Origin of the sequence: Streptomyces sp. NPDC051243, from assembly GCF_044455405.1 — a bacterium.
Taxonomy (GTDB): Bacteria; Actinomycetota; Actinomycetes; order Streptomycetales; family Streptomycetaceae; genus Streptomyces.
In genome coordinates this window covers 295596-314829 of sequence record NZ_JBITES010000006.1, presented here as the reverse complement: position 1 = coordinate 314829, position 19234 = coordinate 295596, and the positions used below count along the sequence as shown (strand labels likewise).

At 70.8% G+C, this 19234-nt stretch carries 16 protein-coding genes; 7 read left to right on the top strand and 9 right to left on the bottom strand.

All coding sequences use genetic code 11. From position 1 onward, the window contains the following. Positions 1-32: 32 nt before the first annotated feature. From tal to pgl, 4 genes are read left to right on the top strand one after another with little or no spacing between them, the layout of a single operon-like run. On the top strand, positions 33-1151 hold the full coding sequence (gene tal, locus ACIBAG_RS17660) for a transaldolase (RefSeq protein ID WP_399105945.1): 1119 nt from the start codon (positions 33-35) through the stop codon (positions 1149-1151). A 4-nt stretch (positions 1152-1155) separates the two neighbouring features. Then, entirely contained in the window at positions 1156-2694 is a 1539-nt protein-coding gene (zwf, locus tag ACIBAG_RS17655; RefSeq protein ID WP_399105943.1) for a glucose-6-phosphate dehydrogenase, read from the top strand. Next, positions 2691-3878, top strand: a complete 1188-nt coding sequence (opcA, locus tag ACIBAG_RS17650) for a glucose-6-phosphate dehydrogenase assembly protein OpcA (RefSeq protein ID WP_399105941.1) — start codon at positions 2691-2693, stop codon at positions 3876-3878. The genes zwf and opcA overlap by 4 nt, the downstream gene beginning before the upstream one ends. Beyond that, positions 3875-4657: a 6-phosphogluconolactonase gene (pgl, locus tag ACIBAG_RS17645; RefSeq protein ID WP_399105938.1), complete on the top strand. Its 783-nt coding sequence runs from the start codon at positions 3875-3877 to the stop codon at positions 4655-4657. The genes opcA and pgl overlap by 4 nt, the downstream gene beginning before the upstream one ends. A 137-nt stretch (positions 4658-4794) precedes the next feature. Here the strand turns inward: pgl and ACIBAG_RS17640 are convergent, their stop codons facing one another. The 5 genes from ACIBAG_RS17640 to ACIBAG_RS17620 form a co-directional block, all read right to left on the bottom strand. Continuing rightward, positions 4795-5634, bottom strand: a complete 840-nt coding sequence (locus tag ACIBAG_RS17640) for a carbohydrate ABC transporter permease (RefSeq protein ID WP_399105936.1) — start codon at positions 5632-5634, stop codon at positions 4795-4797. Next, positions 5631-6995 carry an ABC transporter permease subunit gene (locus ACIBAG_RS17635; RefSeq protein ID WP_399105934.1) on the bottom strand — a complete coding sequence of 455 codons (1365 nt, stop codon included), beginning with the start codon at positions 6993-6995 and terminating at the stop codon, positions 5631-5633. The genes ACIBAG_RS17640 and ACIBAG_RS17635 overlap by 4 nt, the downstream gene beginning before the upstream one ends. A 6-nt stretch (positions 6996-7001) precedes the next feature. Next, the gene (locus ACIBAG_RS17630; RefSeq protein ID WP_399105932.1) at positions 7002-8339 is read right to left on the bottom strand and encodes an ABC transporter substrate-binding protein; all 1338 of its coding nucleotides are present in this window, start codon (positions 8337-8339) and stop codon (positions 7002-7004) included. Between the two features lie 58 nt (positions 8340-8397). Continuing rightward, entirely contained in the window at positions 8398-10032 is a 1635-nt protein-coding gene (locus ACIBAG_RS17625; RefSeq protein ID WP_399105930.1) for a glycoside hydrolase family 13 protein, read from the bottom strand. A gap of 135 nt (positions 10033-10167) precedes the next feature. Further along, the gene (locus tag ACIBAG_RS17620) at positions 10168-11445 is read right to left on the bottom strand and encodes an ABC transporter substrate-binding protein (RefSeq protein WP_399105928.1); all 1278 of its coding nucleotides are present in this window, start codon (positions 11443-11445) and stop codon (positions 10168-10170) included. Positions 11446-11570: 125 nt separating this feature from the next. Here ACIBAG_RS17620 and ACIBAG_RS17615 point away from each other — a divergent pair, with 125 nt between their 5' ends. Genes ACIBAG_RS17615 through ACIBAG_RS17605 form a run of 3 tightly spaced genes read left to right on the top strand, consistent with a single transcriptional unit; the run spans position 11571 to position 15192 of the window. Beyond that, complete coding sequence (locus ACIBAG_RS17615; protein ID WP_399105926.1) at positions 11571-12086, top strand: PadR family transcriptional regulator; 516 nt, start codon at positions 11571-11573, stop codon at positions 12084-12086. Further along, entirely contained in the window at positions 12083-12856 is a 774-nt protein-coding gene (locus ACIBAG_RS17610) for an ABC transporter ATP-binding protein (protein ID WP_399105924.1), read from the top strand. The genes ACIBAG_RS17615 and ACIBAG_RS17610 overlap by 4 nt, the downstream gene beginning before the upstream one ends. Positions 12857-12906: 50 nt before the next feature. Next, on the top strand, positions 12907-15192 hold the full coding sequence (locus tag ACIBAG_RS17605; RefSeq protein WP_399105922.1) for an ABC transporter permease: 2286 nt from the start codon (positions 12907-12909) through the stop codon (positions 15190-15192). A gap of 80 nt (positions 15193-15272) precedes the next feature. Here the strand turns inward: ACIBAG_RS17605 and pgi are convergent, their stop codons facing one another. The 4 genes from pgi to secG form a co-directional block, all read right to left on the bottom strand. Continuing rightward, complete coding sequence (gene pgi, locus ACIBAG_RS17600; RefSeq protein ID WP_399105920.1) at positions 15273-16928, bottom strand: glucose-6-phosphate isomerase; 1656 nt, start codon at positions 16926-16928, stop codon at positions 15273-15275. 52 nt (positions 16929-16980) lie between these two features. Beyond that, the gene (locus ACIBAG_RS17595) at positions 16981-18249 is read right to left on the bottom strand and encodes an MFS transporter (protein WP_399105918.1); all 1269 of its coding nucleotides are present in this window, start codon (positions 18247-18249) and stop codon (positions 16981-16983) included. 146 nt (positions 18250-18395) lie between these two features. Then, positions 18396-18731 carry an RNA polymerase-binding protein RbpA gene (locus ACIBAG_RS17590; RefSeq protein ID WP_003957010.1) on the bottom strand — a complete coding sequence of 112 codons (336 nt, stop codon included), beginning with the start codon at positions 18729-18731 and terminating at the stop codon, positions 18396-18398. Positions 18732-18932: 201 nt separating this feature from the next. After that, the gene (gene secG, locus ACIBAG_RS17585; protein WP_009300451.1) at positions 18933-19163 is read right to left on the bottom strand and encodes a preprotein translocase subunit SecG; all 231 of its coding nucleotides are present in this window, start codon (positions 19161-19163) and stop codon (positions 18933-18935) included. Between the last annotated feature and the right edge of the window lie 71 nt (positions 19164-19234).

Genomic DNA, 19234 nt, shown 5'->3' with positions numbered 1-19234 from the left:
CTCATATACGAGACGTAGGAGTTTGATTTTCCATGACAGACGCACTGAAGCGCCTCTCCGAGGAAGGCGTCGCGATCTGGCTGGACGACCTGTCGCGCCAGCGCATCACGTCCGGCAACCTCGCCGAGCTGATCGACCAGCAGCACGTCGTCGGTGTCACCACCAACCCGACGATCTTCCAGAAGGCGATCAGCAGCGGTGACGGCTACGACCAGCAGCTCGCCGACCTCGCCGCCCGCAAGGTGACGGTCGAGGAGGCGATCCGCATGATCACCACGGCGGACGTCCGGGACGCCGCCGACATCCTGCGCCCGGTCTTCGACGCCACCGGCGGCCAGGACGGCCGGGTCTCCATCGAGGTCGACCCGCGGCTCGCGCACAACACCCGCGCGACCGTCGCCGAGGCCAAGCAGCTGGCCTGGCTGGTCGACCGCCCGAACACCCTCATCAAGATCCCGGCCACCAAGGCGGGCCTCCCGGCGATCACCGAGGTCATCGGCCTCGGCATCAGCGTCAACGTCACGCTGATCTTCTCGCTGGAGCGCTACCGCGAGGTCATGAACGCCTACCTGGCGGGCCTGGAGAAGGCCAAGGAGCGCGGCCTCGACCTGTCGCTCATCCGCTCCGTCGCGTCCTTCTTCGTCTCCCGCGTGGACACCGAGATCGACAAGCGCATCGACGCCCTCGGCACCGACGAGGCCAAGGCCGCGCGCGGCAAGGCGGGCGTGGCCAACGCGCGCCTCGCCTACCAGGCGTACGAGGAGGTCTTCGCCTCCGACCGCTGGAGCGCGCTGGAGAACGCGGGCGCCAACAAGCAGCGTCCGCTGTGGGCCTCCACCGGCGTGAAGGACCCGGCCTACAAGCCGACCCTGTACGTCGACGACCTGGTCGCGCCGAACACGGTCAACACCATGCCCGAGGCCACCCTCCAGGCCACGGAGGAGAAGGGCGAGATCACCGGCAACACCGTCGCCGGCACCTACGAGCAGGCCCGCGCCGACCTGGACGCCGTCGAGGCGCTCGGGATCTCCTACGACGACGTGGTGCAGCTGCTTGAGGACGAGGGCGTCGAGAAGTTCGAGGCGTCCTGGAACGACCTGCTCAAGTCGACCGAGGCGGAGCTGGAGCGCCTCGCCCCCTCGGAGGGCTGATCCCTTGCCACCCTTCACCGTCACTGAAGCGAACCCGCTTCGTGACGCCGCCGACCGACGGCTCCCGCGTATCGCGGGGCCGTCGGGCCTGGTGATCTTCGGCGTTACGGGCGATTTGTCACGTAAAAAGCTGATGCCCGCCGTGTACGACCTCGCCAACCGGGGTCTGCTGCCGCCGGGCTTCTCGCTGGTCGGCTTCGCCCGCCGCGAGTGGGCCCACGAGGACTTCGCGCAGGAGGTCCACGACGCGGTCAAGGCGCATGCCCGCACGCCCTTCCGCGAGGAGGTCTGGCAGCAGCTCATCCAGGGCATGCGCTTCGTGCAGGGCACCTTCGACGACGACGAAGCCTTCGAGCGGCTGCGCTCGACCATCGAGGAACTGGACAAGGCGCAGGGCACGGGCGGCAACTTCGCCTTCTACCTCTCGGTGCCGCCGCGCTCCTTCCCGGTGGTCATCCAGCAGCTGAAGAAGCACGGCCTCGCCGACCAGACGAGCAGCTCCTGGCGCCGCGCGGTCATCGAGAAGCCCTTCGGACACGACCTGGCCTCCGCCGAGGAGCTCAACAAGGTCGTCCACGAGGTCTTCGCCCCGGACCAGGTCTTCCGGATCGACCACTACCTGGGCAAGGAGACCGTCCAGAACATCCTGGCGCTCAGGTTCGCCAACACGATGTTCGAGCCGATCTGGAACCGGTCCTTCGTGGACCACGTACAGATCACGATGGCCGAGGACATCGGCATCGGCGGCCGGGCCGGCTACTACGACGGCATCGGCGCCGCCCGTGACGTCATCCAGAACCACCTGCTCCAGCTGATGGCCCTGACGGCCATGGAGGAGCCCGCCTCCTTCGACGCGGACGCGCTGGCCGCGGAGAAGACCAAGGTGCTCGGTGCCGTACGGCTGCCGAAGGACCTGGGCCGGGACACGGTGTTCGCGCAGTACGCGGCCGGCTGGCAGGGCGGCGAGAAGGCGGTCGGGTACCTCCAGGAGGAGGGCATCGACCCCCAGTCGAAGACCGACACCTACGCCGCGATCAAGCTGGGGATCGACAACCGCCGCTGGGCGGGCGTCCCCTTCTATCTGCGCACCGGCAAGCGGCTCGGCCGCCGGGTCACCGAGATCGCGGTGGTCTTCCAGCGGGCGCCGCACTCCCCCTTCGACACGACCGCTACCGAGGAGCTCGGCCAGAACGCGATCGTGATCCGCGTCCAGCCGGACGAGGGCGTCACGGTGCGGTTCGGCTCCAAGGTCCCCGGCACGTCGATGGAGATCCGGGACGTGTCGATGGACTTCGCCTACGGCGAGTCCTTCACGGAGTCCTCCCCCGAGGCGTACGAGCGCCTGATCCTCGACGTCCTGCTGGGCGACTCCAACCTCTTCCCGCGCACGGAGGAGGTCGAGCTGTCCTGGAAGATCCTCGACCCGATCGAGGAGTACTGGGACAAGCACGGCACGCCCGCCCAGTACCCGGCCGGTACCTGGGGCCCCGTCGAGGCGGACGACATGCTGGAGCGAGACGGACGGAGCTGGCGCCGGCCATGAAGATAGACCTCACGGACACCACCGCCAGCAAGATCAACAAGGCGCTGGTGCAGGGCCGCCGGGCCATCGGCACGCCGGCCGTCGGCATGGTGCTCACGCTGGTCATCGTCACGGACGAGGAGAACGCGTACGACGCCCTCAAGGCGGCGAACGACGCCTCGCACGAGCACCCCTCGCGCACGCTGGTCGTCATCAAGCGCGTCTCGCGCTCGCCCCGGGACCGTACGCAGTCCCGGCTCGACGCCGAGGTGCGGGTGGGCGCCGACGCGGGCAGCGGTGAGACGGTGGTGCTGCGGCTGTACGGCGAGGTGTCCGACCATGCGCAGTCGGTGGTCCTGCCTCTGCTCCTGCCGGACGCCCCGGTGGTGGTCTGGTGGCCGGTGAACGCGCCGCTCGACCCGGCGAAGGACCCGCTGGGCGCGCTGGCCCAGCGCCGGGTGACGGACACGTACGCCTCGGAGCAGCCGGTGCGGGAGCTGTCGGCGCGCGCGGACACCTACACCCCCGGCGACACGGATCTGTCCTGGACCCGGATCACGCCCTGGCGCTCGATGCTGGCGGCGGCTCTCGACCAGGTGGTCTGCCAGGTGCAGGCCGTCGAGGTGGAGGGCGAGGAGTTCAACCCGAGCTGTGAGCTGCTGGCGATGTGGCTCGCGGACCGGCTGGACGTGCCCGTGAAGCGGTCGCTGTCGTCGGGCCCCGGTCTGACGGCGGTCCGTATGGACACCGACTGCGGCCCGATAACGCTCGACCGGGCGGACGGCTCCCTGGCGACCCTCTCCATCCAGGGCCAGCCGGACCGCGCGGTGGCGCTGAAGCGGCGGGAGACGGCCGAGCTGATCGCGGAGGAGCTGCGGCGGCTCGACCCGGACGACACCTACGCCTCGGCGCTGCGGTTCGGGGTGGAGCGGCTGAGCTCGGTGCCGGCCGCCGCGGTTCGGGGTGGTGCCGAAGCAGCGGAGGCAGCGGAGGCCGCCGTGGCCAAGGCCGTGCAGGCCGTGGCGCTGGCGGAGGCCGCCGTGGCGAGGGCCGAGGAGTCGCCCGCCGAGGCAGCCGAACCGGCCGGGGAGGGATCGCCGGCCAAAGGAGAACCGGTCGAAGAAGAACCGGTCGGAGCTTCCGTCGAAGCCGCTGCGCAGGAAGCGGCGGCGCCGGAACCGGTGAAGAAGGCGGCGGCGAAGTGAGCACTCCGCAGCTGGTCGTGCATCACGACAAGGAGCTGATGGCACAGGCCGCGGCGGCCCGGCTGATCACGAAGATCGTGGACGCGCAGGCCTCCCGGGGCTCGGCGTCCGTGGTCCTCACCGGCGGCCGCAACGGCAACGGCCTGCTGGCCGCACTGGCGGCCGCCCCCGCCCGGGACGCCATCGACTGGGGGCGCCTCGACCTGTGGTGGGGTGACGAGCGTTTCCTCCCCGAGGGCGACCCGGAGCGCAACGTCACGCAGGCCCGCGAGGCCCTGCTGGACGCGGTGCCGCTGGATCCGAAGCGGGTGCACGCCATGCCCGCCTCGGACGGCCCGTTCGGCACGGACGTGGAGGCGGCCGCTGCCGCGTACGCGGAGGAACTGGCGCGTGCGGCGGGCCCCGAGAACCACGGCTCGGTCCCGACGTTCGACGTCCTGATGCTGGGCGTGGGCCCCGACACCCACGTCGCCTCCCTGTTCCCGGAACACCCCGCGGTACGGGAGACCGAGCGCACGGTCGTCGGCGTCCACGGCGCCCCGAAGCCACCGCCGACCCGAGTGACCCTCACGCTCCCGGCGATCCGGGCGGCGCGTGAGGTGTGGCTGCTGGCGGCGGGCGAGGACAAGGCGCAGGCCGCGGCGATCGTGCTGTCCGGGGCGGGCGAGCTCCAGGCGCCGGCGGCGGGGGCGTACGGCCGTTCGCGGACCCTGTGGCTGCTGGACGCGGCGGCGGCTTCGCAGTTGCCGAGGTCGCTTTATCCGCCTGCTTCACCGTGAGTTGAGTGCGGCGGGGACGGTTCTTCGCCCCCGCCGCCCCTACCCTTCCCGTCCTCCAGGGGCTGCGCCCCTTCAACCCCGCCAGGGGGCGGCAGCCCCCAGGGATGGGACGGGTAGGGGCAGCGGGGGCGAGACACCTACTTCACCGAACCCGCCATGACCCCCTGCACAAAGTGCCGCTGAAACGCGAAGAACACGACCACCGGCACCACCAGCGACAGGAACGCCCCCGGCGCCAGCACATCGATGTTGCTGCCGAACTGCCGTATCTGCGACTGGAGTTCAACGGTCAGTGGCTGCGACGCACTGTCGGCGAACAGCAGCGCCACCAGCATGTCGTTCCACACCCACAGGAACTGGAAGATGGCCAGCGAGGCGATCGCGGGCCGCCCCACGGGCAGCACCAGCCGCGTGAAGATCCGCCACTCGCTGCCGCCGTCCATCCGCGCCGCCTCCAGCATCTCCTTCGGCATCTCGGCGAAGTAGTTGCGCAGCAGGAACACGGCGAACGGGAGCCCGTACGCCACGTGGAAGAGGACGACCCCGGGAATCGTGCCGAACAGCCCCAGCTGGCCGAAGAGTTTGGCGACCGGCAGCAGCCCGATCTGCACGGGCACCACCAGCAGCGCCACCACGACCAGGAAGAGCGCCTCGCGCCCGGGGAAGTCCAGCCATGCGAAGGCGTACCCGGCGAGCGCGGCGATGACCACGACCAGCAGGGTCGCCGGCACCGAGATCAGCACGGTGTTCCAGAAGGCCTGGCTGATCCCGGCGTTCTCCAGCAGGGCCGAGTAGTTGTCGAAGGACAGCTGGCCGGGGCTGGTGAAGACGGTCCACCAACCGCCGTTCGCCGTGTCCTCGGCGGACCGCAGCGAGGAGAGGAACAGCCCGGCCAGCGGGGTCAGCCAGACCAGCCCGATCACCACCAAAAACACCTGGACCAGTCCGTTGCCCAGGCCCCGCCTGACCGCGTTCATCGCTGACTCCTTCGGAAACGGCGGACGTTGAAGACCATGGCGGGGATGACGAGCAGCAGGAGCAGGACGCCCAGCGCGCTGCCCAGGCCCTGGTTGTTGCCGCCGCCGAACGACACCAGCCACATCTGTGTCGCGAGCACGGTCGCGTCCTCCTGCACCGGCCCGGGCGCGATGATGTAGACGAGGTCGAAGACCTTCATCACGTTGATGACGAGGGTGATGAACACGACCGTCAGAACCGGTGCCAGCAGGGGCACGGTGATCCTGCGGAAGATCTGCCACTCGTTCGCGCCGTCCATCCGCGCCGCCTCCAGCGCGTCCCGGGGAAGCGTCGAGAGACCGGCGCCGATCAGGACCATCGCGAACCCGGTCCAGATCCACAGGTACGCCCCGATGATCGCCGGCGTGACGAGCGTGGGTCCGAGCCAGGAGACGCCCTCGTAGGGGGCGGCGAAGTTCGACGCGGGCAGCTTCACCGTGTACGAGCCGTCGTCCAGCCCCTCGAAGCGGAAGGAACCGTCGGCAGCCGTGGTCGTCGAGGCGACCGCCTTCCCGGCGCGCACGGCCTCGACCGTCATCTCCGGCAGCCCGCTCTCCCGCCGGTCGACCTTGCCCTGCTCCCCTCCCCCACCGGGCGTGAAGTCGAGGTAGACGACGCCTCGCAGTTCACCGGGGCCCGCCTTCTGCTCGGCCGCCGTATAGGCCGGACGGGCGTCCCCCGGCAGATCCGCGGGCAGGACGCCGACCAGCCCCAGCGTCACCGACTCCCCCGGGGCCACGGTCGCGCTCGTGCGATACGAGCCATCCGCACCCTTGTCCAGCCCCTGCCCGTCGCGCGCCCGGGCCGTCGGATACGTCGACGTGCCCTGGAAGGCGTCGTGCACGGAGACCACGGCGGCGTTCAGCACGCCCTTGTCCGGGTCCTCGTCGTACGCGAGCCGGAAGATGATGCCGGCGGCGAGGAAGGACACGGCCATCGGCATGAACAGCAGCAGCTTGAAGGCGGTCGCCCAGCGGACCTTCTCCACCAGCACGGCCAGGATCAGGCCGAGGCCGGTGAGCAGGGCCGGGGCCACGACGACCCAGATGGTGGTGTTGCGGATGGCCTTGAGGGTGGCCGGGTCGCGGAACATCTCGGCGTAGTTCTCGCCGCCCACGAAACGGGTGCCGGAGGCGTCGAAGAAGCTGCGGCCGATCGAGAACAGCACCGGATACACCACCAGCGCGCCCAGCAGGAGCAGCGCCGGGAAGACGAAGAGCAGGGCGATGATCCACGCGCGCCGCCGCGAGCGCCGGGCACGTTCCCTGCCGGCGCCCACGGCGGCCCCCCGGCTCGCCTCTTTCACGAGTGTGGCGGTCATGACCGGTCAGCCCTGGCCCTGGTACGCCTTGGCCGCCGCGGCCTCCAGCTTCGCCGCGGTCCCCTTCGGGTCCGACGGGTCGCGCAGGAAGTCCTGCAGCAGCTTCCACTCGCCCGCGCCCTTGGTGCCGCCGAAGGCCGCCGGGGCCTGGTCGGACATGTCGAAGCGGACCGAGTCCGAGTCCCCGGCCGCGACAAGGGACTTGGCGGTCGCGCGGGTGACGTCGTCGCCGTACGACGCGAGGTCGACGTTCTTGTTCGGGGACAGGAAGCCACCCGCCTCCGCCCACACCGCCGCGGCCTCCGGCGTCGCCAGGTACTCCAGCAGAGCCATGCCGGCCTTCTGGTTCTTGCCGTCCTTCAGGACGACGGCCGCGTCACCACCGCTGACCACCGGCGCCTCGCCCCCGCCGACCGCCGGGAACGGGAAGAAGTTCGCGTCCTCGCCGATCTTCCTGCCGAACTGGTCCTTGGCGACGCCCGCGACGAAGTCGCCCTCGTAGACCATGCCGGCCTCGGGCTTCGGCCCGAACACCTTCTCCACCGAGCCCGGGAAGTCGGTGTTCAGGGCGCCCTTCTGGCCACCCGCGATCAGCTGCTTGTCCTTGAACAGCTTGCCGAGGGTCGTCAGTGCCTCGACCACCGAGGCGTCCGTCCACTTCAGCTCGTGCGCGGCGAGAGCGTCGTACTTCTCGGGCCCGGCCTGGGAGAGGTAGACGTTCTCGAACCAGTCGGTCAGCGTCCAGCCGTCCTGCCCGGCGACCGAGAAGGCGGCGAGGCCCGAGTCGGAGACGGTCCGGCCGGCCTTCAGCATGTCGTCGTACGACTTCGGCGGCTCGACGCCCGCCTGGGCGAGGGCGTCGGGGCTGTACCAGACGGTCGACTTGTGGGCGGCCTTGAAGTAGAGGCCGTAGAGGGTGCCGTCGACGCTGCCGTAGTTCTTCCAGACGGGGGCGAAGTTGGTGTCCACCGACTTCTGGGCCGCACCGGACAGCGGCTTGAGCCAGCCGCTCTTCGCGAACTGCTGGAGCACGCCGACCTGCGGGACCATCACCACGTCGGGGGCGTTGCCGCCCTCGATCTTGCTGCCGACGACGGTGGAGACGTTGTCCCCGGTCGACACGAACTCGGTCTTGGCGCCGGTCTTCTCGGTGAACGCGTCCAGGACCTTCTGGAAGTTCTTCTGCTCGGTGCCGGTCCAGACACCGGCCACGGTGACCGTCTGACCGCTGAGCGCCTTGTCGCCGCCGCCCGCGGAGACCGGTCCGCCGCCACAGGCGGTCGCGCCGAGTGCCAGGACGAGGGCGGTGCAGCCGGTGAGCAGGGTGGTGCGTCGTCGCATCATCGTTGATGTCCCTTCGGGGGTTGGGAGTTGACGGGAGCTCGAGGGCTCCTGAGGGGGGTCAGAGGTCGGTGCCGTCGGCAATCCACCAGGCCGCCGTGGAGCCGGGCAGCACCCCGGCCGGGCAGGGGCCGCTCGACAGCAGCGGGGTGCCGGAGGTCGGCGCCGGGGTGGGCGCCGTACCGAAGTTGACGGCGCAGACGAGGCCGTCGCCGCGTTCGAAGGCCAGCACGCCGGGCGGACTGTCCAGCCAGCGCAGCGTGCCCTCGCCCAACTGGGGCAGCGCGTCCCGCAGTTGGAGGCCGTCGCGGTACAGGTGCCAGAAGGAGCGGGTGTCGGCGAGCGCGCGGTCGGTGGCGTACTCGGCGAAGTAGTCGGGCTGCGGGAGCCACGGCTTGGCGCTCTCCACGCCGGAGGTGAAGCCGAACGGCGACGCCTGTCCCGACCAGGGCAGCGGTACGCGGCAGCCGTCGCGGATGCGGGCCCGGCTGCCGGTGCGGCGGAAGATCGGGTCGGTGAGCACGTCGTCGGGCAGGTCGACGACCTCGGGCAGGCCCAGTTCCTCGCCCTGGTAGATGTACGCGGCTCCGGGCAGCGCCAGCATCAGCAGCGCGGCGGCGCGGGCGCGGGCGGCACCGAGGCCGCTGCCCTCGGTGGCGGGTTCGCCGTAGCGGGTGACGGTGCGGACCTGGTCGTGGTTGTTGAGGACCCAGGTGACCGTCGAGCCGGTGCCGGCGATGTCCTGCATGGCCTCGGAGATGACCTTGCGGAAGGCGTCGGCATCCCAGGGGGCGCTGAGCAGGTCGAAGAAGAACGCCTGGTGGAGTTCGTCGGAGCGGACGTACAGGGCGTGCTCGCGGGCGGTCGGGACGGACACCTCGCCGACGAGGAGCCGCTCGCGGCCGTCGCGGGCGGTGTACTCCTCGCATATGGAACGCCAGCCACGCCACACCGCGTGCACCTCGGGCTGGTTCCAGGCGAGCGGGTTGACCGAGTCGCGGGTGCGGGCGTCGGCCTCCGGGTCGTCGGAGTCGGGCAGCTCCGGGTGCTTGTACAGACCGGCGGCGACGTCGATGCGGAAGCCGTCGACCCCCCGGTCCAGCCAGAAGCGCAGGACCCGGTCGAACTCGGCGCCGACCTCCGGGTTGCGCCAGTTCCAGTCGGGCTGCTCGGGAGTGAACATGTGCAGGTACCACTGACCGGGCTGCCCGTCCGCCTCGGTCACCCGGCTCCACGCCGGGCCACCGAACATCGCGTGCCAGTTGTTGGGCGGCTCGGACCCGTCAGCGCCACGGCCGTCGGCGAAGTGGAAGCGGGCGCGGGCGGCGCTGCCGGGCTCGGCGGCCAGCGCCTCCTCGAACCACGGGTGCTCGCTGGAGCAGTGGTTCGGGACGATGTCGAGCAGCACCTTGATCCCGAGCCGCCGGGCCGCCGCGACGAGCAGATCGAACTCGGCGAGGTCGCCGAAGAGCGGGTCGACGTCGCAGTAGTCGGCGACGTCGTAACCGTGGTCGTGCTGCGGCGAGGGGTAGAAGGGGCTCAGCCAGATGCCGTCGACGCCGAGCTTCTTCAGATACGGCAGTCCGGCGCGGACCCCGGCCAGATCGCCGATGCCGTCACCGGTGCTGTCCAGGAAGCTGCGGACATACACCTGGTAGATCACCGCGTCGCGCCACCAGTGGTACTTACTCAACATGTATGCATGTTAGGTAGGCGTGTCGCAGGGGTGTCAATGAAAAGAACAGGTGTTACTGCCGAGTTGGGCCGCCAAATATGGACTTACCGGTGCAATCGCACGACAGATGAGACGTCGCCGTTACTTAACAAGTAACTAGCGGCTCGAGATGGCTGCCAGCTCCCGCGCCAGCCGCCGCACGGCCGCCTCGGGCGTCTCACGTCCGGTCATCGCGTCGTGCACGGCCGCCTGCACCACCAGACTCACCTGGTCGTAGCGCGGACTCTTGGGGCGCGGGGCAGCCGTCAGCACGCTCTCGCGCAGGGTCGGCAGATACGGGAACTCCCGCACCAGCTCGGGATCTTCGTACAGGTCGGCCCGTACGGGCGGCAGCGCCCCGCGCGTGAGGACCTGGCGCTGCACGCGCTCGCTGGTCAGGTACGCGATCAGGCGGGCGGCCGAGTCGGGGTGCCGGGCGTGGGTGCTCATGGCGAGGTTGGAGCCGCCCAGCACGCTCGTCCCCGGCCCGTCCGGACCCGGCAGCGGTACGGCGCCGATCCTCCCGGCGACCGGCGAGCCCTTGGCCGACGCGACGACATAGGCGTACGGCCAATTGCGGAGGAACAGCAGGCGCCCGTCCTGGAAGGCCTGCTTGGACTCCTCCTCCTTGTATGTGAGCGCGCGCTTCGGGATCCAGCCCTCGCGTACCCCACGGGCGAGGAAGTCGATGCCTTCGCGGGCGGCCGTGGAGTTGACGGTGACGCGCTCGCCCTCGTCGCCGAGGATCGAGCCGCCCGCCGAGTAGACGGCCTCGGCGGCGTTGACGGTGAGGCCCTCGTAGGGCAGGAACTGGCCCGCGTAGCCGTCGAGGCCGTACTTCGGCGCGACGGTCTTCGCCTGTTTCTCCAGCTCGGCCCAGGTGCGCGGAGGGTCGAGGCCCTCCTTCGCGAGGATGTCCTTGCGATAGAGGAGCAGGCCGGCGTTGGTCACGTACGGGACCGCGTAGAGGCGCCCGTCATAGGTCGCCGTGTCCACGACCGGTGGCAGGAAGGTGCCGAGCGGGAAGCGGTCGCGGGGCAGCGGGCGGATCCAGCCCTGTGCCGCGAACTCCGAGGTCCAGCTGACGTCGATGTTGAGCATGTCGAAGCGGCCGCCGCCGTCGTCGCCGTCACGCAGGTCGGTGATCATCTGCGCGCGGGTCTCGTCGGCGGAGTCCGGCAGCTCGACCAGGGTGACCTTCTCGTCGGGGTGGGTGCGGTTCCAGCCCTCCAGGACGGAGCCGAGATAGCCGGTGAGGTCGCCGGCGGTGGCAAGGGTCAGAGGGCCTCTGCCGCTTCCGGCGCCCTCGTCGGCGTGGACGCCGGAGGTGACGTAGCCGGTCATGACCACGACCAGAACCAGGAGTCCCCTACCCGCGGCATGGATCCACCGCATAGGTTCCTCCCTGTACACCTGGCGCCGGGCATCTTCGCTCGGGGTCAGAGGCCATGTATACCTGTTAGGTATGCGCGATACTAGGCCTCGCGGCACATTAACCGGATGCGAGGAGGAGAGCACGAGTGCGGCTGCCCCTCCTGGCCCTGCTCGCACGCGGACCGGCCCACGGGTACGAGCTCAAGCAGGACCTTGAGCAGACGCTGGGCTCCGCGTACCCTCAGCCGAACGTCGGCCAGATCTATGTGACCCTCGGCCGCCTCGAGAAGCAGGGACTGATCGAGGGCGAGGACGTCGAGCAGTCCAGCCGGCCCAACAAAAAGGTCTACCACCTCACCGACGCCGGGCGTGAGGCGCTGCGCGCCTGGTTCGAGGAGCCCGAGGACGAGCCGCGGGTACGGGACGAGTTCTTCATGAAGCTGGCCCTCGCCCCGCAGACCGGTCTCGCCGAACAGATCGCCCTCATCAACCGACAGCGGCGCCAGTACCTGAACACCATGCGTCACCTTTCGAAGCTGGCCGCCGCCGAGAACCGGGACAACCGCATCGCCCAGCTGCTGATAGAGGGCGCGATGCTGCACCTGCAGGCCGACCTGGACTGGCTGGAGCGGTGCCAGGAAGAGCTGGAGGAGTTGGAGTGAACGACGATTCCACTCCTGTGCCGGAGGCCGGGAGCCCTCTGCTGCGCGCCGAGGGCCTGGTCAAGACGCATTACGGCGAGGGCGCTCCGGCGCACGCCGTACGGGGAGTCGATCTCTGCGTCCGACAGGGCGAGTTCGTGGCCGTCACCGGTCCGTCCGGTGCCGGCAAGTCGACCCTGCTGCATCTGCTGGGCGGGCTGCAGCGGCCCGACAGCGGCAGCATCTGGCTGGACGGCGAGTGCGCGGACGCGTGGCGCGAGGCCCGCTGGGCGGTGGAGCGCAGGAAGCGCATCGGGATCGTCTTCCAGTTCTTCAACCTGGTCTCCGACCTCTCCGTCGCCGACAACGTCGAGCTGCCCGCGCTGCTGGCCGGCGTCCCGCCGAAGCGGGCGCGCGCCGAGCGGGCGGAGCTGCTGGCCGAGCTGGGGCTCGCGGGCAAGGAGCGGAGCATGCCGGGCGAGCTGTCCGGCGGCGAGCAGCAGCGCGTCGCGCTGGCCCGGGCCCTGGTGAACCGTCCCCCGCTGCTGCTGGCCGACGAGCCCGCGGGCAGCCTGGACAGCAAGGGCACCCGCGAGGTGATGCGGCTGCTGTCCCGCTTCCACCAGCGCGGCCAGGCGATCGTGCTGGTCACCCATGACGCCCGGCTGGCCAGCGCCGCGGACCGGGTGATCAGCTTCTTCGACGGCCGGATAGCCGACGACGCCGAACTGGACGGCGGCACCCCGCCGCGCCGGGCCGGGATCTCGGGCGTGCTGGAGCTGAAGGACTGACATGCGGGTGTACGACCGCTGCCGCAGGGCCGGGACGAGGGGCTGAGGCCATGCGAGCCACCCTGCGCTGGGCGCACTCCGATCTGCGGACACACCGTGGCGAGGCGCTGTTCCTCGTGCTGGCCACGGCCGGGATCGTCGTCTCGCTGCTGCTGGCCACGGCGCTCTTCGGTTACGCCACGAACCCGTGGCAGCGCGTCTTCACCCAGGCGCACGGCGCGCACGTCTGGCTGCACACCGGCTCCTCGGCCGACACCGGGAAGCTGGCCGAGCTCGACGAGGTCGTCGAATCCGTCGCGGGCCCCTACCCCACCGCCTCCACCACCCTCGCCTCCCGCGGCACCCGCGCCGCCGTCGAACTGCGCGGCACCCCCGAGCGCCCCACCGTCGGCCGCCCGCTCCTCACCTCCGGCAGCTGGCTGGACCCCGCGAACCCCGACGGCGTCGTCCTGGAGACCCGCCTGGCCCGCGCCCTCCTGGCCGCGCCGGGCGACACCCTCACGCTGCCCGGCACCGGCCGGACCCTGACCGTCCTCGGCATCGCCGACAGCGCCGAGCCGCGCTACCGGCCCGGTGAGCAGCCGGGACTCGTCTGGGCGCCGCCGTCCGCCGTGCGCAACCCGGGCGGCCTGGTGATCGGGCTGCGCCTGGCGAACCCGGACGACACCGACTACGCCGTCCAGCGCGCCGTCACCGAGCTGGGCGCCGGTGCGGTCAGCGAGGTCTCCACCTGGAAGCAGGCCCGCTCCGAGGCGCAGGGGGACAACCGGCTGCTCGGGCAGGTGCTGGGACTGTTCGGGCTGGGCGCACTGGTCGCCGCCGGGCTCGCCGTGCACGGTGCGATCGGCAGCCGGATCCGCGGCCATCTGCGGGACATCTCGGTGCTGAAGGCGATCGGCTTCACCCCGGGTCAGGTGGTCCGCGTCTTCCTGCTCCAGCACCTCGCCTACGCGCTCCTGGGCGCCGTGGCCGCGGCGTCCCTCATCCAGGCCCTGGGCAGCCGTATCCCCGGCCGGCTCGGGGACGCGGTCGGGGTGTGGCAGGGGCTGCCCGGGCACACCGTGGCGCTGTTCGCGGTGCCCGTGGGCGCCGTGCTGTTCATCGGCGCGACCACGGGGCTCGCGGCATGGCGGGCGGGGCGTGTGCCTCCGGTTCCGGTGCCACGGCCCGCGGCCCCGGTCGGCGGGCGGCTCACCGGTGCGGCCCGGCAGGCGCTCGGACTGCGGCTGCCGCCCGCGCTGGTGCTGGGCTGGCACCGAGCCTTCACGCGCCGTCTGCGCTCGCTGGCCACGGTCGCCCGGCTCGCCCTGCCCCTGCTGCTGATCGTGGTGGCGATGAGCGCCTGGACCACCATCGAGCGCTTCGACAGCAGGCCCGACCAGATCGGCCTGCCGACCGCCCTCACCGCCCGCGCCGACTCCGGCCTGGCCGACCGGGACGCCCGCGCGCTGCTGGAACGCGATCCGCAGGTCGCCGCCGCGTATCCGGGCGTCGAGGTGGCCGCCCTGGTACCCGGCCAGACGGCCACCATCGCCCTGCGCGGCCTCGGTAGCCACCAGGACCCCTACCCCTATGCCCTGGCCGAGGGCCGCCCGCCGCAGGGTCGCGACGAGGCGGTGGCCGGGCAGGGGCTGCTCGACCTGCTGGACGTGGAGGTCGGCGACTGGGTCCGGATGACCGTCGGCGACCAGCCGCAGATCCTGCACATCGTCGGCCGCGGCATCGAGCCGGAGAACGCCGGCCGGGTCATCTCCACCTCCCTCGACACCCTCCGCGAGAACGACCCCGACCTCGGCCCCAGCCTCTACGAGCTGCGGCTGAGCCCCGGCGCGGACCCCCAGCAGGTCGCCGACCGCCTGACCACCGCCGGACACGGCCACCTGGACGTACATACCGTCCCCAACCCCGCCGAGGGCCTCTCCCCCCTGCGCGGCGTGGTCGTGGGCCTGATCGCCGTCCTGGCCCTCATCGGCCTCATCGAACTGCTGACCGCGATCGGCGGCACCGTGCGTGAGGGCGAGCGCGACCTGCTGGCCCTGAAGGCCATCGGTCTGTCCCCACGGCAGATCACCGCGATCACCGTCACGTCCACCGCCTGCACCGCCCTGGCCGCGGTCGTCATCGGCACGGCCCTGGGCACGCCCCTCGCGCACTGGCTGATCGACGCACAGGGCAGATCGAGCGGTATCGGCGCCGGGATCGCCCAGGGTCCGTCCGCCGCGTTCCTGCTCCTGTTCGGAGCGGCCGCGGTGCTCGGCGCCACGGCACTCGCCGTCCTCCCGGCGTCCCGCGCGGCACGACACCGGCTGGCGGACACGCTCAGCGCGGTCGCCTGAGGGCACGCGCAGCGGCGCAACCGCTGCACCCCGGGGGTTACGAGGGGACAGGCGCCCCGCGAAACCCCCGGAGGGCCCCGTCACTGACGGCCGCGCAGCTCCCGGTACTTGGCGACGAGCGCCTTCGTCGACGCGTCCAGCCCCGGCACGTCCGCGCCCTCGGTCAGCGCGGGCTCGACCCGCTTGGCGAGGACCTTGCCGAGTTCGACGCCCCACTGGTCGAAGGAGTCGATGTTCCATACCGCGCCCTGCACGAACACCTTGTGCTCGTACAGCGCGATCAGCTGCCCGAGCACCGACGGGGTCAGCTCGCGCGCGAGGATCGTCGTCGTCGGGTGGTCGCCCTTAAACGTCTTGTGGGTCACCAGCTCCTCCGGCACCCCCTCGGCGCGCACCTCCTCCGGGGTCTTGCCGAACGCCAGCGCCTGCGTCTGCGCGAAGAAGTTCGCCATCAACAGGTCGTGCTGGGCCTTGAGTGCGTCACTCATCTCGGCGACCGGCTCGGCGAAGCCGATGAAGTCCGCCGGGATCAGCTTGGTGCCCTGGTGGATCAGCTGGTAGTAGGCGTGCTGCCCGTTGGTGCCGGGCGTGCCCCACACGATGGGCCCGGTCTGCCAGTCGACCTCCCGCCCGTCCCGGCCGACGTACTTGCCGTTGGACTCCATGTCCAGCTGCTGCAGATACGCCGTGAACTTGGACAGGTAGTGGCTGTACGGCAGCACCGCGTGCGACTGGGCGTCGTGGAAGTTGCCGTACCAGATGCCCAGCAGGCCAAGCAGCAACGGCACGTTGGTCTCGGCCGGCGCGGTGCGGAAGTGCTCGTCGACGATCCTGAAGCCGTCGAGCATCTCCCGGAAGCGGTCCGGGCCGATGGCGATCATCAGCGAGAGCCCGATCGCCGAGTCGTACGAGTACCGCCCGCCGACCCAGTCCCAGAACTCGAACATGTTGGCCGTGTCGATGCCGAAGCCGGCGACCTTCTCGGCGTTCGTCGACAGGGCGACGAAGTGCTTGGCGACGGCCTCCGGACCCGTCTTCAGTTCGCCCAGCAGCCAGTTGCGCGCGGAGGTCGCGTTGCTGATCGTCTCGATCGTGGTGAACGTCTTGGAGGCGATGACGAACAGCGTCTCCGCCGCGTCCAGGTCGCGCGTGGCCTCGTGCAGGTCGGCGCCGTCGACGTTCGACACGAAACGCACCGTCAGATCGCGGTCGGTGTAGCTGCGCAGCACCTCGTACGCCATCGCCGGGCCGAGGTCGGAGCCGCCGATGCCGACGTTGACGACGTTCCTGATGCGCTTGCCGGTGTGCCCGGTCCAGGCGCCGGAGCGGACCCGTTCGGCGAAGTCGGCCATCTTGTCGAGGACGGCGTGCACATCGGGGACGACGTTCTCCCCGTCGACCTCGATCACCGCGTCACGCGGCGCGCGCAGCGCGGTGTGCAGCACGGCGCGGTTCTCGGTGGTGTTGATCTTCTCGCCGCGGAACATGGCGTCCCGCAACCCGAACACGTCCGTGGCGGCGGCCAGCTCGCGCAGCAGCCGCAGCGTCTCGTCGGTGACCAGGTGCTTGGAGTAGTCGATGTGCAGGTCGCCCACCTGCAGTGTGTACCCCGCGCCGCGGTCCGGGTCGGCGGCGAACAGCTCCCGCAGCCGCACCTCGCCCAGCTCTTCACGGTGCTTGGCCAGCGCGGTCCACTCGGGCGTCCGGTTGAGCCTGGTACGGCCGTCTGCGTTCATGTCCGACTTCAGCCTTCTTTCGTGCCTGTCCCAGCTGTTCCAACCTAATTGATCAGCGCGAGGCGTGACCCGTCGTGGTGTCGTCGTCCGGCGCAACAACAGGTACGTCCGCCTTGCGCGCCGGTATCAACGAGGTGACGGCGAGGGCGAAGAGCACGGCGGCCAGCAGAGCGGGCCAGTTGAGCCCGAACGCCCCGGCCACGGCGCCGCCGAGCAGGGCACCCACCGGAGCTCCGGACGTCGAGGCGGTGCGGAAGGCCGAAGCGATGCGGCCCACCATGGACTGGGGGCTGCGCTGCTGCATGAGCGTGACCTGGTTGACGTTCCACACCATGCCCATGGCGCCGAGCAGTGCCATGGCCACCAGGAGGGCCGCCAGGTGGCGGACGGTCCCCGTGAGCAGCAGCGAGGACGTCTGGACGGTCCCGGCCAGCAGCAATGCCCGCACCCGCCCGGTCCTGTGCGCGATGCGCCGGGCCATGAAACCGCCGGCCAGACTGCCGGCCGCGTACGCGGTCATGGCCGCCGCGTACGCCGTGTGGCCCCCGCCCAGCCAGCCCGTCACATGCAGTACCAGGGTGGCGATCAGGGCACCCATACCGATGTTGCACAGCAGCGTGGCCAGGCAGACCGCCCGCAGTGCCCGGTCGCGCCACAGGGTGCGCAGCCCGTCGCCGATCTCGTTCCGCAGGGTGCTGCCCGCCGCGCGAGGCTCCCGCTCGGGCGGCGGTACCCGCAGGGACGCCACCAGGGCGGCGGCCAGCAGATAGGTGCCCGCGTCGGCCGCGAACGGCATGGCGGCCCCGGCCGTGAGCAGCAGGGGCACGAACGGGCCCGCCAGCAGGCCGCCCGCGAGCTGCTGGCCCGTCATCAGCCGGGCGTTGGCACTGCCCAGTGCCGCTCGGTCCACCAGCGACGGCAGCAGAGCCGTGGACGCGTTGTCGAACAGCGTCTGGAGTGTTGTCAACGTGAACGCGAGCACCAGCAGCAGCGGGATCGACGCGTGGCCGAGTCCGACGGCGAGCGCGAATCCGGCGACGAGGATGCCTCGTACGAGATCGACCGCCCACATCGCGCGCCGCTGGTCCACCCGGTCGGCCACGGCCCCGCCGAGCAGCCCGAACAGCAGCCAGGGCACATAGCCGCAGGCGGTGACCGAGGCGATGATCAGGGGATCGTCCGTGAGCTGCACGGCGAGCAGCGGCAGCGCGGTCGTACGCAGCGCGTCTCCGAACCGCGAGACCACGGCGGCGGTCCACAACCGCCCGAATCCCCCGCGCCATGCGGGCGCACACGGGCCCGCCACCTCAGCCGTCGCCACAACTCCCCCTCACGGTGCACCGATGCAGAAGATCGATACACAAACCGTAGAGGGCACCACTGACAATCGGTCCGCGAGCGGCTCGGCGCCGGTGCGTCGAACAGGTCCGGCCAGGCGCCCGCGGGCACCCGACCGGTCCTCAACTCCTAGATTTCGCCCCGGAGTTTGGCGAGTGCCTCGGCGAGGATCGCCTCGCCGTCGGCGTCGCTGCGCCGTTCCCGTACATACGCCAGGTGCGTCTTGTAGGGCTCGGTGCGCGGCGGGTCCGGCGGGTTGTCCCGGTCCTGTCCGGCGGGAAAGCCGCAGCGCGGGCAGTCCCAGGTGTCGGGTACCTGCGCGTCGCTGGCGAAGCTCGGCTGCGTCTCGTGCCCGTTGGAGCACCAGAAGGAGATGCGCAGCCGCGGCGCGGACTCGCCGCGCTCGGCCTCGCCCATCGGCCCCGCCCCGACCCGGCTTCCTCGGATCGCGTTGCCACTTGCCACGGTCGTAACTCCCTGCGTGATGGTGCCGCGAAGCGAGTCGGCGTTTCGCTTCGCTGCGAGCGCCTCAGTCTACGTAAGGCCCAACGCGCGTCCAGTGATTGGAGTTACAGAGCCCTCACACCAAGACGCAAGCCCCATGATAGGCCGCGCTCAGCTGCGCGTACCGAACATGGGGCCTTACGTACCGATTGTGCGTGCCGGTCAGTTGTTGACCTTCATCAGGATGCCGAGTACGACAATGCACGCGAACCACAGCAGACCGACCACGACGGTGATCCGGTCGAGGTTGCGCTCGGCGACCGAGGAGCCGCCGACGGACGACTGCATGCCGCCACCGAACATGTCGGAGAGGCCGCCGCCCTTCCCCTTGTGCATCAGCACCAGCAGCATCAGCAGCAGGCTGAAGACGATCAGGGCGATGGAGAACCCCAGAACCACGGCTGGACCAACTTCCTCGGATTCGGATAACGACGGGGGGCTAGTAGACAGCTACTAGCCCCCGC